General features: G+C 43.5%; 10 protein-coding genes, 4 tRNA genes and 3 rRNA genes. 9 read left to right on the plus strand and 8 right to left on the minus strand.

Translation table 11 applies throughout. From position 1 onward, the window contains the following. Nucleotides 1–435 precede the first annotated feature (435 nt). The 5 genes from ACXAC4_RS00005 (at nucleotide 436) to rrf (ending at nucleotide 5,621) form a co-directional block, all read left to right on the plus strand. Nucleotides 436–1,968 (plus strand): 16S ribosomal RNA (locus tag ACXAC4_RS00005). Between the two features lie 75 nt (nucleotides 1,969–2,043). After that, a tRNA-Ile gene (locus tag ACXAC4_RS00010) sits at nucleotides 2,044–2,120 on the plus strand. A 43-nt stretch (nucleotides 2,121–2,163) separates the two neighbouring features. Beyond that, nucleotides 2,164–2,239 (plus strand) — tRNA-Ala (locus tag ACXAC4_RS00015). A 269-nt stretch (nucleotides 2,240–2,508) separates the two neighbouring features. After that, nucleotides 2,509–5,389 (plus strand): 23S ribosomal RNA (locus tag ACXAC4_RS00020). A 118-nt stretch (nucleotides 5,390–5,507) separates the two neighbouring features. After that, a 5S ribosomal RNA gene (gene rrf / locus ACXAC4_RS00025) occupies nucleotides 5,508–5,621 on the plus strand. The 16S, 23S and 5S rRNA genes sit together here with 2 tRNA genes alongside, the layout of an rRNA operon. A 784-nt stretch (nucleotides 5,622–6,405) precedes the next feature. Here rrf and ACXAC4_RS00030 read toward each other — a convergent pair. The 5 genes from ACXAC4_RS00030 to ACXAC4_RS00050 form a co-directional block, all read right to left on the minus strand. After that, nucleotides 6,406–6,777, minus strand: coding sequence for a hypothetical protein (locus ACXAC4_RS00030; RefSeq protein WP_475158188.1), 372 nt, complete (start codon nucleotides 6,775–6,777; stop codon nucleotides 6,406–6,408). 11 nt (nucleotides 6,778–6,788) lie between these two features. Beyond that, complete coding sequence (locus ACXAC4_RS00035; protein ID WP_475158189.1) at nucleotides 6,789–7,310, minus strand: hypothetical protein; 522 nt, start codon at nucleotides 7,308–7,310, stop codon at nucleotides 6,789–6,791. 244 nt (nucleotides 7,311–7,554) lie between these two features. Further along, nucleotides 7,555–7,647, minus strand: a tRNA-Ser gene (locus tag ACXAC4_RS00040). Nucleotides 7,648–7,664: 17 nt separating this feature from the next. Further along, a tRNA-Ser gene (locus ACXAC4_RS00045) sits at nucleotides 7,665–7,755 on the minus strand. Between the two features lie 164 nt (nucleotides 7,756–7,919). Continuing rightward, nucleotides 7,920–8,063 carry a hypothetical protein gene (locus ACXAC4_RS00050; protein ID WP_171040822.1) on the minus strand — a complete coding sequence of 48 codons (144 nt, stop codon included), beginning with the start codon at nucleotides 8,061–8,063 and terminating at the stop codon, nucleotides 7,920–7,922. A gap of 227 nt (nucleotides 8,064–8,290) precedes the next feature. Between ACXAC4_RS00050 and ACXAC4_RS00055 the strand changes: the two genes are divergently transcribed. Beyond that, nucleotides 8,291–9,109, plus strand: a complete 819-nt coding sequence (locus ACXAC4_RS00055) for a diacylglycerol/lipid kinase family protein (RefSeq protein ID WP_475158191.1) — start codon at nucleotides 8,291–8,293, stop codon at nucleotides 9,107–9,109. Between the two features lie 61 nt (nucleotides 9,110–9,170). Here ACXAC4_RS00055 and ACXAC4_RS00060 read toward each other — a convergent pair whose 3' ends face one another. Next, nucleotides 9,171–9,959 carry a YggN family protein gene (locus ACXAC4_RS00060; RefSeq protein ID WP_475158192.1) on the minus strand — a complete coding sequence of 263 codons (789 nt, stop codon included), beginning with the start codon at nucleotides 9,957–9,959 and terminating at the stop codon, nucleotides 9,171–9,173. A 271-nt stretch (nucleotides 9,960–10,230) separates the two neighbouring features. Between ACXAC4_RS00060 and ACXAC4_RS00065 the strand changes: the two genes are divergently transcribed. Further along, nucleotides 10,231–10,413: a PA3496 family putative envelope integrity protein gene (locus ACXAC4_RS00065; protein WP_138480097.1), complete on the plus strand. Its 183-nt coding sequence runs from the start codon at nucleotides 10,231–10,233 to the stop codon at nucleotides 10,411–10,413. A gap of 145 nt (nucleotides 10,414–10,558) precedes the next feature. Next, entirely contained in the window at nucleotides 10,559–11,206 is a 648-nt protein-coding gene (locus tag ACXAC4_RS00070) for a cytochrome b/b6 domain-containing protein (RefSeq protein WP_475158193.1), read from the plus strand. 73 nt (nucleotides 11,207–11,279) lie between these two features. Here the strand turns inward: ACXAC4_RS00070 and sthA are convergent, their stop codons facing one another. After that, the gene (gene sthA / locus ACXAC4_RS00075; protein ID WP_475164000.1) at nucleotides 11,280–12,668 is read right to left on the minus strand and encodes a Si-specific NAD(P)(+) transhydrogenase; all 1,389 of its coding nucleotides are present in this window, start codon (nucleotides 12,666–12,668) and stop codon (nucleotides 11,280–11,282) included. Between the two features lie 93 nt (nucleotides 12,669–12,761). After that, nucleotides 12,762–13,889: an acyl-CoA desaturase gene (locus ACXAC4_RS00080; protein WP_475158195.1), complete on the minus strand. Its 1,128-nt coding sequence runs from the start codon at nucleotides 13,887–13,889 to the stop codon at nucleotides 12,762–12,764. A gap of 103 nt (nucleotides 13,890–13,992) precedes the next feature. Between ACXAC4_RS00080 and fabR the strand changes: the two genes are divergently transcribed. Continuing rightward, nucleotides 13,993–14,619, plus strand: a complete 627-nt coding sequence (gene fabR / locus ACXAC4_RS00085) for an HTH-type transcriptional repressor FabR (RefSeq protein WP_058028411.1) — start codon at nucleotides 13,993–13,995, stop codon at nucleotides 14,617–14,619. The last annotated feature ends 295 nt before the right edge of the window (nucleotides 14,620–14,914 follow it).

Consider the following 14,914-nt stretch of genomic DNA (forward strand, 5'->3'; position numbering starts at 1 on the left):
AGTTTCGTTCAAAATACACGCGAACAGTCAGTTTTTTGCATTTTTCTTTAAAAAAGGGGTTGCGTAATTTTCTGCTCTCCCTATAATGCGACCCCACTGACACGGGGCGAGACGCTGAAAAGCAAATCAAAACGATGTCGAGTCAAATAAAACTTAATCTTAAATAACTTTTTAAAATTAAGTGTTGACATAAAAAGTGAAGCCGTTATTATGGCGCTCCACTTCGCAGCAAGGCTGCGGTAACTAACCAAGCGTTAGTTACACTGTTCTTTAAAAATATGAAGCAATCATCTGTGTGGGCACTCGTACAGATTGAGTTCTAACAGCTCTTGATTCAGGAGCGAAAAAATTTAGAGTCTCAATTTCTTATGAGTGACTATATAGTCAATTTATACAGAATTCATTGGGCACGAATCTTCGGATTCAAAAAACTTTTAATTGAAGAGTTTGATCATGGCTCAGATTGAACGCTGGCGGCAGGCCTAACACATGCAAGTCGAGCGGTAACATTTCTAGCTTGCTAGAAGATGACGAGCGGCGGACGGGTGAGTAATGCTTGGGAATATGCCTTAGGGTGGGGGACAACAGTTGGAAACGACTGCTAATACCGCATAACGTCTACGGACCAAAGGGGGCTTCGGCTCTCGCCCTTAGATTAGCCCAAGTGGGATTAGCTAGTTGGTGAGGTAATGGCTCACCAAGGCGACGATCCCTAGCTGGTTTGAGAGGATGATCAGCCACACTGGAACTGAGACACGGTCCAGACTCCTACGGGAGGCAGCAGTGGGGAATATTGCACAATGGGCGCAAGCCTGATGCAGCCATGCCGCGTGTGTGAAGAAGGCCTTAGGGTTGTAAAGCACTTTCAGTAAGGAGGAAAGGTTAGTAGTTAATACCTGCTAGCTGTGACGTTACTTACAGAAGAAGCACCGGCTAACTCCGTGCCAGCAGCCGCGGTAATACGGAGGGTGCGAGCGTTAATCGGAATTACTGGGCGTAAAGCGTACGCAGGCGGTTTGTTAAGCGAGATGTGAAAGCCCCGGGCTCAACCTGGGAACTGCATTTCGAACTGGCAAACTAGAGTATGATAGAGGGTGGTAGAATTTCAGGTGTAGCGGTGAAATGCGTAGAGATCTGAAGGAATACCGATGGCGAAGGCAGCCACCTGGGTCAATACTGACGCTCATGTACGAAAGCGTGGGGAGCAAACGGGATTAGATACCCCGGTAGTCCACGCCGTAAACGATGTCTACTAGGAGCTGGGGTCTTCGGACAACTTTTCCAAAGCTAACGCATTAAGTAGACCGCCTGGGGAGTACGGCCGCAAGGTTAAAACTCAAATGAATTGACGGGGGCCCGCACAAGCGGTGGAGCATGTGGTTTAATTCGATGCAACGCGAAGAACCTTACCTACACTTGACATACAGAGAACTTACCAGAGATGGTTTGGTGCCTTCGGGAACTCTGATACAGGTGCTGCATGGCTGTCGTCAGCTCGTGTTGTGAGATGTTGGGTTAAGTCCCGCAACGAGCGCAACCCCTATCCTTAGTTGCCAGCGATTCGGTCGGGAACTCTAAGGAGACTGCCGGTGATAAACCGGAGGAAGGTGGGGACGACGTCAAGTCATCATGGCCCTTACGTGTAGGGCTACACACGTGCTACAATGGCGCATACAGAGTGCTGCAAGCTCGCGAGAGTTAGCGAATCACTTAAAGTGCGTCGTAGTCCGGATTGGAGTCTGCAACTCGACTCCATGAAGTCGGAATCGCTAGTAATCGCGGATCAGAATGCCGCGGTGAATACGTTCCCGGGCCTTGTACACACCGCCCGTCACACCATGGGAGTGGGTTGCTCCAGAAGTAGGTAGCTTAACCTTAGGGAGGGCGCTTACCACGGAGTGATTCATGACTGGGGTGAAGTCGTAACAAGGTAGCCCTAGGGGAACCTGGGGCTGGATCACCTCCTTAACGATTTAGAACAGATTTGTTCGTAGTGTCCACACAGATGATTGTTGAATAGAATTAGAGAACAAAACATTGTTTGGGTCTGTAGCTCAGCTGGTTAGAGCGCACGCCTGATAAGCGTGAGGTCGGTAGTTCAAGTCTACTCAGACCCACCACTTTGCTTAAAGTCGGTCATAAACAATGTATTCCTAGTAATGTGGGGCTATAGCTCAGCTGGGAGAGCGCCTGCCTTGCACGCAGGAGGTCAGCAGTTCGATCCTGCTTAGCTCCACCACTTTACTACTTACTCCTCATAGATAAACACTCTTACCAAATAATTGGTCAACTGAGAGTTTTTAACTCTGAGAAGTAATTCTCTTGCTCTTTAAAAATTTGGAAAAGCTGATAATTAATTCTTTTAGAAGAAATTCTAAAAAGAGTTTTCAAAAGTAAAACAATGCCGATAAACATTCATTTGTTTATTAGCGTCTACTTTAGTATTCAATATTAACTTCTGGCGAAGTTAAAACTGTCTTTGACGATACAAACCATTTTGGGTTGTATGGTTAAGTGACTAAGCGTACACGGTGGATGCCTTGGCAGTTGGAGGCGATGAAGGACGTACTAACTTGCGATAAGCCTAGTCAAGCCAGTAAGAGGCGCTTGAGACTAGGATTTCCGAATGGGGAAACCCACCTGTTTACAGGTATCGTTAACTGAATACATAGGTTAACGAGGCGAACGCGGAGAACTGAAACATCTAAGTACCCGTAGGAAAAGAAATCAACCGAGATTCCGAAAGTAGCGGCGAGCGAAATCGGACTAGCCCTTAAGCTTTAGTGTAGTTAGTGGAACATTCTGGAAAGTTTGACGATACAGGGTGACAGTCCCGTACACAAAAACTTATCTAAAGTGAAATCGAGTAGGTCGGAGCACGTGAAACTTTGACTGAATATAGGTGGACCATCATCTAAGGCTAAATACTCCCAACTGACCGATAGTGAACCAGTACCGTGAGGGAAAGGCGAAAAGAACCCCTGTGAGGGGAGTGAAATAGAACCTGAAACCGTGTACGTACAAGCAGTAGGAGCCCTTCGAGGGTGACTGCGTACCTTTTGTATAATGGGTCAGCGACTTATATTTTGTAGCGAGGTTAACCGTTTAGGGTAGCCGTAGCGAAAGCGAGTCTTAACTGGGCGTTGAGTTGCAAGGTATAGACCCGAAACCCGGTGATCTAGCCATGGGCAGGTTGAAGGTTGAGTAACATCAACTGGAGGACCGAACCCACTAACGTTGAAAAGTTAGGGGATGACCTGTGGCTTGGAGTGAAAGGCTAATCAAACCGGGAGATAGCTGGTTCTCCCCGAAATCTATTTAGGTAGAGCCTCGGACGAATACTTACGGGGGTAGAGCACTGTTAAGGCTAGGGGGTCATCCCGACTTACCAACCCTTTGCAAACTCCGAATACCGTAAAGTAATATCCGGGAGACACACGGTGGGTGCTAACGTCCATCGTGGAGAGGGAAACAACCCAGACCGTCAGCTAAGGTCCCAAAGTGTATGTTAAGTGGGAAACGATGTGGGAAGGCTAAAACAGCTAGGAGGTTGGCTTAGAAGCAGCCATCCTTTAAAGAAAGCGTAATAGCTCACTAGTCGAGTCGGCCTGCGCGGAAGATGTAACGGGGCTAAACATACCACCGAAGCTACGGCTGCATACTTTGTATGCGGGGTAGGGGAGCGTTCTGTAAGCGGCTGAAGCTCAATTGTAAAGTTGGGTGGACGTATCAGAAGTGCGAATGCTGACATGAGTAACGATAATGCGGGTGAAAAACCCGCACGCCGGAAGACCAAGGGTTCCTATCCCATGTTAATCAGGGTAGGGTAAGTCGACCCCTAAGGCGAGGCTGAAGAGCGTAGTCGATGGGAAACGGGTTAATATTCCCGTACTTGGAATAATTGCGATGGGGGGACGGAGCAGGCTAATCAAGCATGGCGATGGTTGTCCATGTGAAAGGCTGTAGGCTGGTGACTTAGGAAAATCCGGGTCGCTAAGGCTGAGAGTCGAGACGAGCTACCACGGTAGTGAAGTTGATGATGCCCTACTTCCAGGAAAAGCCTCTAAGCTTCAGATTATTTCGAATCGTACCCCAAACCGACACAGGTGGTCAGGTAGAGAATACTAAGGCGCTTGAGAGAACTCGGGTGAAGGAACTAGGCAAAATTGTACCGTAACTTCGGGAGAAGGTACGCTCCTATCTGTGATGAGATTTACTTTCTAAGCGGACGGGAGCCGCAGTGACCAGGTGGCTGGGACTGTTTATTAAAAACACAGCACTGTGCAAAATCGTAAGATGACGTATACGGTGTGACACCTGCCCGGTGCCGGAAGGTTAATTGATGGGGTTAGCTTAGGCGAAGCTCTTGATCGAAGCCCCGGTAAACGGCGGCCGTAACTATAACGGTCCTAAGGTAGCGAAATTCCTTGTCGGGTAAGTTCCGACCTGCACGAATGGTGTAACCATGGCCACGCTGTCTCCACCCGAGACTCAGTGAAATTGAAATCGCAGTGAAGATGCTGTGTACCCGCGGCTAGACGGAAAGACCCCGTGAACCTTTACTACAGCTTGGCACTGAACATTGAGCCTACATGTGTAGGATAGGTGGGAGGCTTTGAAGTGGCGTCGCCAGATGTCATGGAGCCATCCTTGAAATACCACCCTTGTATGTTTGATGTTCTAACATAGGTCCCTTATCGGGATTGTGGACAGTGCCTGGTGGGTAGTTTGACTGGGGCGGTCTCCTCCCAAAGAGTAACGGAGGAGCACGAAGGTTGGCTAAGTACGGTCGGACATCGTACGGTTAGTGTAATGGTAGAAGCCAGCTTAACTGCGAGACAGACACGTCGAGCAGGTACGAAAGTAGGTCATAGTGATCCGGTGGTTCTGAATGGAAGGGCCATCGCTCAACGGATAAAAGGTACTCCGGGGATAACAGGCTGATACCGCCCAAGAGTTCATATCGACGGCGGTGTTTGGCACCTCGATGTCGGCTCATCACATCCTGGGGCTGAAGTCGGTCCCAAGGGTATGGCTGTTCGCCATTTAAAGTGGTACGCGAGCTGGGTTTAGAACGTCGTGAGACAGTTCGGTCCCTATCTGCCGTGGGCGTTTGAGAATTGAGAGGGGCTGCTCCTAGTACGAGAGGACCGGAGTGGACGAACCGCTGGTGTTCGGGTTGTGATGCCAATTGCATTGCCCGGTAGCTACGTTCGGAATCGATAACCGCTGAAAGCATCTAAGCGGGAAGCGAGCCTCGAGATGAGTTCTCACTTTAACTTTAAGTTAACTGAAGGGCCGTTGGAGACTACAACGTTGATAGGCTGGGTGTGGAAGTGTAGTGATACATTAAGCTAACCAGTACTAATTACCCGTGAGGCTTAACCATACAACGCCAAAGTGGTTTTAGCTCAGAAGCTAATATGAACTAGAGTAGAAGTTTTAGAAATTATCAGATTTTTTCCAGATTTTAAGTTAATTGCGAAAGCGATTAGCGCACCGAATTTCCTGGTGACTATAGCGTTTTGGAACCACCTGACCCCATGCCGAACTCAGAAGTGAAACGAAACAGCGTCGATGATAGTGTGGGCTTCCCATGTGAAAGTAGAACATCGCCAGGGCCTAATTAAAGAAACCCGTTGCAGCAATGCAGCGGGTTTTTTGCTATGTGCAGAATTTTTGCATCGATATGTAAGAGTCTCAGCGCTTGTTAAAATGGATTAATTCACCTTGCGCAAAAGAAGCGCTCTCACTGCGTTCGCTGTCGCTAATTTTGCACCATAAGCGCAATGTGAAGTGAGCAACCTTCACAGTAGTTACGCTCTTTATTCTGAAACACTTTTCACACGAGTAAATAACTAAAGCCTCAACTCCAGCTAAACTGGTTTATCTCACCTTGCGCGAAAAGAATGTAAGCGCAAGGTGAGATAAACCTTTCGCACTATAATTGCGCAAAAGAAGCGCACTCACTTCGTTCGCAGTCGCTAATTTTGCACGATAGCGCAAGGTGAAGAGAGTAACTTTCACAGTAGTTACTCTGTCCATTTTGAAACACTTTTCATAATTGTTAGTAAATAAGCCCTCAACTCCAGTTAAACTAGCTCACTTCACCTTGCGCAAAGCAAATGTACTCGCTTTGCTCGCAGTCATTAACTTTGCACCTAATTTGAAACAAGCTTAACTAATGGCTATGCTTAAAAGGTATTTAGAAAAGGTTTGATGTGTGTCGCTATACTTAATTTATTTACTTGTTATGTTTGCTTTATTCGGCACATCAGCGAGTTATTTTGCGCGTTTTATTTATCGCTACTGGGTTCATAAAGATATGGATCAAACGCTGATTTATAAAGCTGGAGGGTGCGCCCTATTGATAATGACATTGTCAGCAATAGGGGCTTTGCTATTTTAGTTACTTATTGTAAAGCTCTCACACTTGCTCTTAATACAGAGAGATTGAATAGGAAGTACTTGTTTGCAAGTTTCATCAGGGGTTTGTCTTTCGTTCAGTATTCGCTCTTGTGTAGTTTCAGCATCAGCCAAGCGTTCTACTTCATTTTCATCAACATTCTTAGTCGAAAACACAACATAATTACTTGGGCCACCACACGCTGCTCTCTCACCTACACCTATTACTTTGCATTGAAAGCTCGCATCACAGCTTAGATCAGCTACATAAGCTTTCAGGGTGTTGCTCTCTTCGAACTGAGTACCTGTTGGGGACTGACAGCCTGATAACATGAGCAGAATTGATATAACTAGGGCCAAAACTGTTTTCATGTATGTTCCTTTTATTGCGCGATATAAGTACTGTCGCTTAGTGTAACACACTTGTTATTGATACATTGTGTCGTAGGCTTAGTTAACATGGCGCAGATGCTTTGCATACCTGATTGCGCATTATAAAGACTCTCGTACTTTGTCAGTTTATCTGCAACAGTTTTGGCTGTCTCACCAGTTGTAGTTTTAGTTGAGTAAAGCATATAGTGGCTAGGACCACCGCAAGCTCGGTTGCCAGCTGCTATCACCTTACATTGTGCATTGGAATCACACTCATTGTTTTTCTCTATTGCGCTTATATCAGCTCTAAGGGAGTTTAAAGTTTCTTGAGATACCTTTTCTAAACCTAGCTCAGTTTTATCTACGTTTGAAAGCTCGGTCACTTTAGGTGCAGACGCAGGCTTATCTTCCGTTGTAGAGCTCACCTTTTCAGCGCTCTGTGGCTTTGCCTGTTCGGTATTATTCGTTTCATCAGTTTGACCACAGGCTGATAAAACGAATAAAACAGCTGTGAAGACAATGGCTTTTTGCATAACGTGTTTCGCTCTTTTTTCAATCAGTTTGCATCTTATTGAAAATTTATTCAAGCATATTGAAAATGAACCTGTTATGTAGAACAGTGACTTAATACATTAATAAAGCACTTTCTGTTTAGTCGCTTTACTCACGTTAAAATAGCTTATTGAACAAAGAAGGAATATCAATCGTTTATGGATTTAATGTGACTAAAATTCAGGCATAAAAAAACCGCTGTTAAGCGGTTTTAATACAAGTTAATGGCGGAGAAGGAGGGATTCGAACCCTCGATAGGGCTACAAACCCTATACTCCCTTAGCAGGGGAGCGCCTTCAGCCACTCGGCCACCTCTCCGGCGCAAACTTTAAATGTGGCGGAGAGATAGGGATTTGAACCCTAGATACGCTATTAACGTATGCCGGTTTTCAAGACCGGTGCTTTCAACCACTCAGCCATCTCTCCATGGGCAAAGATAATACTCAGCGATTATGCCGCTGTAAATAGCTTTTGATTTGTTTGCCTAAAAATTAACCTAAAATTAAAGAAAAAATTCTTTTTTTTAGCTTAAATGGCCACATCGGTTAAATTGTGTATAGTGAAATCAAAAAGATAAGCGCTTTAAACGGTTACTTATATTGAGCCATATGAGCTGTTGACAGTTTTTGCGCGCAGACTGCAAAAAGAGACTGCCAGCTAAAGCTTGGCTTTTTAATCGTTGATTTCTTTAAGCGAGGTTGCGTGTTGCTGCACGCCGCAGCTGTCTGGATCATGATGAGCTCCTAAGTTATGTAAGTGAGTAATGCTTGATTGAGTGTATTTTGCATTCGATTTGGTTAATTTAAAAACAATAAAAATTGCTGTTTTCGGATAAGTTTTTCTAATGGATTGTGTTTTATATTATTGTTCTTGAATAGTTATTCTTATCTATTTTTCATGGTTTAAGGGCTTTCTCGGTTCTTTGTGAATAATTATTTAATAAGCTAGGTTAATTAATTTTATGCTCGTTGTTGTAAAACCAAGTGATTCGCCTTTTATAGAAGCGCAGGTTAAATGGTTAGAAGAAGAATGTGTAAAAAGAGGGCTCAAAAATCAATGGTTTTTTACATCAGGGTGTTTTGAGACAGATGTCACCGCTATCAAGAAAAAGCTAGCAGAAGTAGAAACGGTTGTTGCAGTTGGTGGTGATGGGACATTGCATTTGGCCGCGAATGCATTGGCGAATTCACCTGTTTCGCTTGCTGTGCTGCCAGCTGGCACGGGTAACGATTTTGTAAGGCAGTTCGGGTATTCTACACAGCAATGGCGAGCCTTGGTCTTTTCTGAATCTTATAGGTTATTAGATTTGGGTAAAGTCAATCAGCGGTTTTTCATTAATGTTGCTGGTATAGGGTTTAATGCTGCAGTTGTAAAAGATATTAATACGTTTCAAACCCGTCATAAGCTGAGCTATATTTTTGCAGGCATTAAGCATTTGTTTAGCTTTAAACACACTTCATCGCATGACCCTTCTTTGATGCGTGTATTTGCAAATGGTCAGTTTTTTGCTGCAGGCCTAAAAGTGGCGCCGAGTGCTAGGATTGATAATGGTAAGCTATTAATGTTGCATTTTAGGGCTGAGTCTTTACTGAGTAGACTTTGGAGCTTTTTACTGATGCTAGTACATCAGCATGAAAAGTCATCTCATCTTGAGGTCAGTGAGTTGATGGAGTATGAAATCTCTGATCCTGATCTGTTAGTTGAAGCTGATGGCGAAATGATAGGAGAGACACCCGCAGTCGTTAAAGTCTGTCGAGGCGCACTTAAGATGAGGTTATAAAAGAGAGCTGACATTAGTCAGCTCATAAAGGGAGATAATTAATACTGTAATCTAATAATGCTTATTTAGATTTAAAGTTGAAAAGCTGATAGCCATTCATTGCTGGGATCTGTGCAACTAAATTAGTTTCTGCATGTGCAATACCTTCAAATTTATCGCATAAGCCATTTGCTTGTTCTTCAATTTGCTTTGCTTGTAACTGTACTTTTTCTTCAATTTGTTTGCCCATGTTTTCCATGCGCGATTCAAAGCTTTCCATGTCGCCGCCTGAGCTGACCATTTCAGAGCCGACCATCATTAAGATACTGCCGATTGATTCCATCATGGCTGACTCGACGGCCTCTTCTATGTGAGTTTCAAAGTGATTATCAAAATTTTCACCGAACTCATGAAAGGTCTTTTCGCCCATGACAAATGCACCTTGTTGATAGAAGGTATCACTGATCTCAACGTGTAGTTCATCCATCAGACCGTTAAGAGACTCTAGTCCTTGTAGGTTGAACGCTTGCGCTACTTCATCCAATGCAACACCAGCAAGCTTTACGCCGTCAAGAGCGATATTTGCCACTTGTGGTAGTTGTACTCTGAGTGAGTCCGCATAATTCGCTAAGGCGTCTTTTTGTTCATGGGTTAGTGTGATTGCTTGTCCATCAACATAAAGCTCACCATAGCTGTCAATCGTTAGTTGTTTATTATTCTCTGCAGTGATCTGTAGTTGATTTGGCGTGATGCGAACATCATTCTGGAAATCGACTTGGCACTGGTCGCTGCTAATTTGAATACCATGATCTTCATGTGCGATTGCTGAAGTACTTAAAATTAGCGTTGTTGCTAGCATAAACTTTTTCATAATTATCATTCCTGTTGATAGACTCGATGATTACTTATCAAGATGAATGCCAAAAATTAAAGTTATTTAAATTCATATTGTTACGTTTTTTTATTTTCTTTTTGTAAGTGTACTTATAGCTAAATTAAAAATAAAAGTGGTTTATTTAACCAATTATTACGATTTTTAACATTGTTGTCTCCATGCTAAGTCGCATCGTAAAGTTTGCAAACCTAAAAAATCGAGCTAATTATTAATTCAGTATTGTGCTTATAGTCATGAGGTTGTCACCATGCGTAATTCCTTTTCTGAAGATGCGCCTATTGATGATGAGTTTGGAGCGGAGTTAGATGATTTAAATACAGAGTCTTCTAGCATTCAAAAGCGCCGTGCTCGAAAAAGGTTAGAAGATTATTTTGAACAAAAACGCTTACGCGAATGCTTAGGTGATGATGAGTTTGGAGATATTGATTAAACAAAGCGGGCTGTTTTTAGCTAAGTTTCTTCGCTTAAGTCAAAGTCAGGGCTAGAAGTAACTCTGCGTTAAATCTCAACTATCTAGACACGCTCTTGCAGTACGTCATAATGGTGCGCATGGCATAAAATAGTTTGAGATTAATATGGGCAAAGTTAAGGTTTGGGATGGCTTTATTCGTGGCTTTCACTGGTTGTTGGTCATTGCGTTAGGTGTGCTCTATATCAGTGGAGAAGAAGGCTGGTTAGAGTTGCACTTTGTTACAGGTTACGTGTTGTTAGCATTGATGTTAGCCCGATTAATTTGGGGTGTAATTGGTAGTGAAACAGCTAGGCTAAGCAAGTTGATTAATCATCCTACAAAGGTTGTTAATGCATTAAAAGGCAAAGAAGACAGAGTTGGCCACAATGCCGCAGGCAGTCTGATGGTTGTGCTGTTTTTTGTTTTGATCCTTCTACAACTCGTCACAGGGTTATTTACCACAGATGATATTCTTGTGGATGGCCCTTTGGTACAGTATGTCAGTTATGATCTTGTTGAGTTAGCAGGGTCAATACACCACAGTAATATCGATTATATAATTGCCGCAATTGCATTACATATCTTGGCTATCATTGCCTATCGTTTTAAAGGTAAAAACCTCATCAAAACGCTTTTAACAGGAACCGTAGAATCAAGCTTGCAACAGCCAAAAATGAAGGCTGGTTGGATAGCTTATATCATCTTTGCTCTGTTCGCTGCGGTATTAACTTTCTTGTGGGGTATGGAGCCTTTAAGTCAATTGATGGCATAAGCCAAAACTTGAGTGAATAAAAAACCCGATAAACTCAGTTTATCGGGTTTTTGCATTTTTATGTGTGAGTTACTTAGTCACTCAAGCGGTTTAAGCCATTTAACGCTGCTACACGATAGGCTTCTGCCATGGTTGGATAGTTAAAGGTGGTATTAACAAAGTATTCGATGTTATTACCCGGGCCCTTTTGTTCCATAATTGCTTGGCCGATGTGAACGATTTCTGAGGCACGCTCACCGAAGCAGTGAACACCTAAAATCTCTTTAGTTTCTGAGTGGAATAACAGCTTCAAGCTACCCACTTGTGTGCCTGTTATCTGCGCACGCGCAAGGTGCTTAAACTGGGCTCTCCCGACCTCGTAAGGGATTTTAGCTGCTGTTAGCTCTTGCTCTGTTTTGCCCACTGAACTCATTTCAGGAATGGTATAAATACCTGCAGGAATGTCATTGATCAGCTTCTCGCTACAATCGCCTGAAACAATGGCTTTAGCTGCGATACGGCCCTGGTCAAATGCGGCACTGGCTAAACTTGGATAACCAATCACGTCACCAACGGCATAAATGTTATCGATTTCGGTTTGGTAGCTATCGTTAACTTTTAATTGTCCACGGCCATCGGCTTTTAGGCCTACAGCGGCAAGATTAAGCTTATCCGTATTACCGGTTCTGCCATTGGCAAATAAAATGCAGTCGGCACGTACGCGTTTTCCTGATTGCAGATGCAGTACGACACCATGCTCATGTGGTTCAACTTTAGCAAATTCTTCATTGTGACGAATAACAATGCCGCTATTCCAGAAGTGGTAACTTAGCGCATCAGAAATCTCCGCGTCCATAAACGCCAGTAATCTATCGCGGGTATTGATCAAATCAACTTTAGCACCAAGCCCTTTAAAGATAGAGGCATACTCACATCCAATAACACCGGCACCATAGATTAAAACGCGCTGAGGGTCATGCTCTAGACTTAAAATGGTGTCACTGTCATATATTCTAGGATGAGAGAAATCGACACCAGGTGGACGATATGGACGTGAGCCTGTGGCAATCACAATAATCGGTGCCGTGATCACTTCATAAGAGCCATCTGTATGAGTCACCTTAATTGAGTAACGGTCAATAAAACTGGCATCACCTTGAAATAACTCAATGCGGTTTCTGTCATAAAAGCTGCTGCGCAGATTTGATTGCTTAGAGATCACATTACTGGCATGGCTAAGAATATCGCCAAAGGTTAAACGCTGTGGCTTTTCAGTGAGGCTGAAAAGTGGGTTTTGTTTGTATTCAATTAAGCGACTAACAGAGTGTCTGAGTGCTTTTGAAGGAATCGTGCCCCAATGAACGCAACCCCCACCAACCGCTTTATGGCGCTCGATAACGGCAACACGTTTGTGGCTTTTAGATAGGTTCATGGCGGCACCTTCACCGCCAGGGCCTGAACCTATAATAATGGCGTCATACATAAATGACGCCGGTTTGTCTGTATTTGATTCTGCTTTTTGTTTGGCCACAGCCCCTCCTCAACTTGCGAGTTGGCTATCACCGAACAAATCATTTTAGGCGTTCGATAATAGCCTTGCATTAAGTGCTAACCATGCCTGTTTTTGAGCCTGCCAAGCCGCTTCTAGCTCTTTATATTGCTTAGCGATGGCCGACATATCATATTGTTCACGCATGGAATCAGCTTTTGCTTCTAATAACTGCTTTTGTGCCGCACAAAAGGTTTGTAACTTTTTTAGAAGCAAATCATATTCTTGTTGTAACAATGTAAGCTGATCTTGGGCTAAAGGCAATTTTGCCAGCTTAACTTTAGTCTTAAGTAACAAGGTTTCAGCTTTGGCTTTTTCGATACGCTCGACTGGTGTGCGTTTGAGTTTGCTGGCAAGGCCGACTGCCGCAAATGCACGGATCATCCATTTTGTTGGGTCGTAGTGGTACCAACGAATACCATTGCGATAGTCACTGGCAAAAATATGGTGGAAATTGTGATAGCCCTCACCATAGGTGAACAACGCTAAAAAGCCATTATCACGGGCGGTATTTTTTTCAGTATATGGGCGAGAGCCCCAAATATGCGCCAGTGAGTTGATAAAGAAAGTAAAGTGCTGACTTAATACCAGTCTTAATACACCTGCCAATAATAACATACCAATAATGTCACCAAACAGTGCACCTAGTAATAATGGAATACCCACATTCGTTAGTAACACAAGTTTCATGTAATGACGGTGTTGAAACATCACGATAGGGTTGCGTTGTAAGTCTCTCGCATTGCTGTAGTCGCCATAGTTTTTACCTTGGTAGTCACGCAACATCCAACCAATGTGGCTATACCAAAAGCCATTGGTTGCGGCATAAGGGTCTTTGATAGGGTCATCAACTTGACCATGGTGAACACGGTGGTCGCTACTCCAATGTAATGCGCTATTTTGCAGTGCGAATGCGCCACCTAGTGCAAATACCCATTGCACTGCTGGGTGAGCTTCGTATGTTTTGTGCGCCCATAAACGGTGGTAACCGGCGGTGATTGATAAACCGGCATAAAACATACAGGCAACAAAAGCGATCCAAGTGCTGGTTTCAAAGCCATGGGTGAATCCATACCACGGCACTAGGGTAATGGCTGCCAAAAATGACAGGGCAAAAAATAAAACATTTGTCCAAATGAGAGGGGGTTTTTTCATCTTAAAAAATCTCAGCGTACACTTGTACGCTAAAATAGTATTTCATTCTCATCACGTCAAGTATTAGACTGCACAAGTTATCGATAAACTCTAGGGAGAAAATATGTCAGGTGTTCGTGCACAACAAAAACAAAAAACCCGACAAGCCTTGATTGTAGCTGCATTTAACCAGCTCAGTGCGGAGCATAGTTTTTCTAATTTGAGTTTAAGAGAAGTGGCAAGAGAAGCGGGTATTGCACCAACTTCGTTTTACCGACACTTTAAAGACATGAATGAACTCGGTTTAACCATGGTTGATGAAGCGGGTTTAACACTGCGTCAACTGATGCGCCAAGCACGGCGTCGTATAGCGAGTGGCGGCAGTGTGATCAATACTTCTGTGCTGACTTTTATGGAGTTCATCGATACGTCGAGTAACCAATTTAGATTGTTGTTAAGAGAGCGCTCAGGCACATCAAAAGCATTTCGTGCTGCAGTCGCTCGTGAAATTCAGCATTTTATTTTAGAGCTTGCGCATTATTTAGAAGCTGAAACCCCTTGCGATGCGAATCATGCTTATATGCAAGCTGAAGCCATGGTTACCTTGGTATTTAATGCTGGTGCAGATGCACTTGATCAAGACACACAACAACGAGAAGAATTAACCGAGCGCCTGATTTGGCAGTTGCGTTATATCGCCAAAGGTGCGAACCATTACGGCACACATCAAGTAAATTCAAAGCCTTCATAAAAAAATCATATAAAAATTAATCTACTCGATTGTTTACTGTTCAAATTTAAAAAGACCCTTAACCTTTATGTTTAAGGGTTTTTTTATTCCTAATTATAACTTTTTTGGCTTTTGTGTTTCTTTGTTGATTCTTTTTATGCTGTTTGGTTGAATTATTTATGCTTGATTTCATGTGTGGAGGCATGTTAAAAATCGCATCAGTTACAGCATAAATACAAAACATGCAGATAAAGAAATGAAAAAGTTCACACAATTGTCACTGCTATTAAACCTCTTACTGATCAAGTATCGGTGT

The sequence above is a fragment of the Pseudoalteromonas sp. AWM4_233 genome (genome assembly GCF_056158285.1).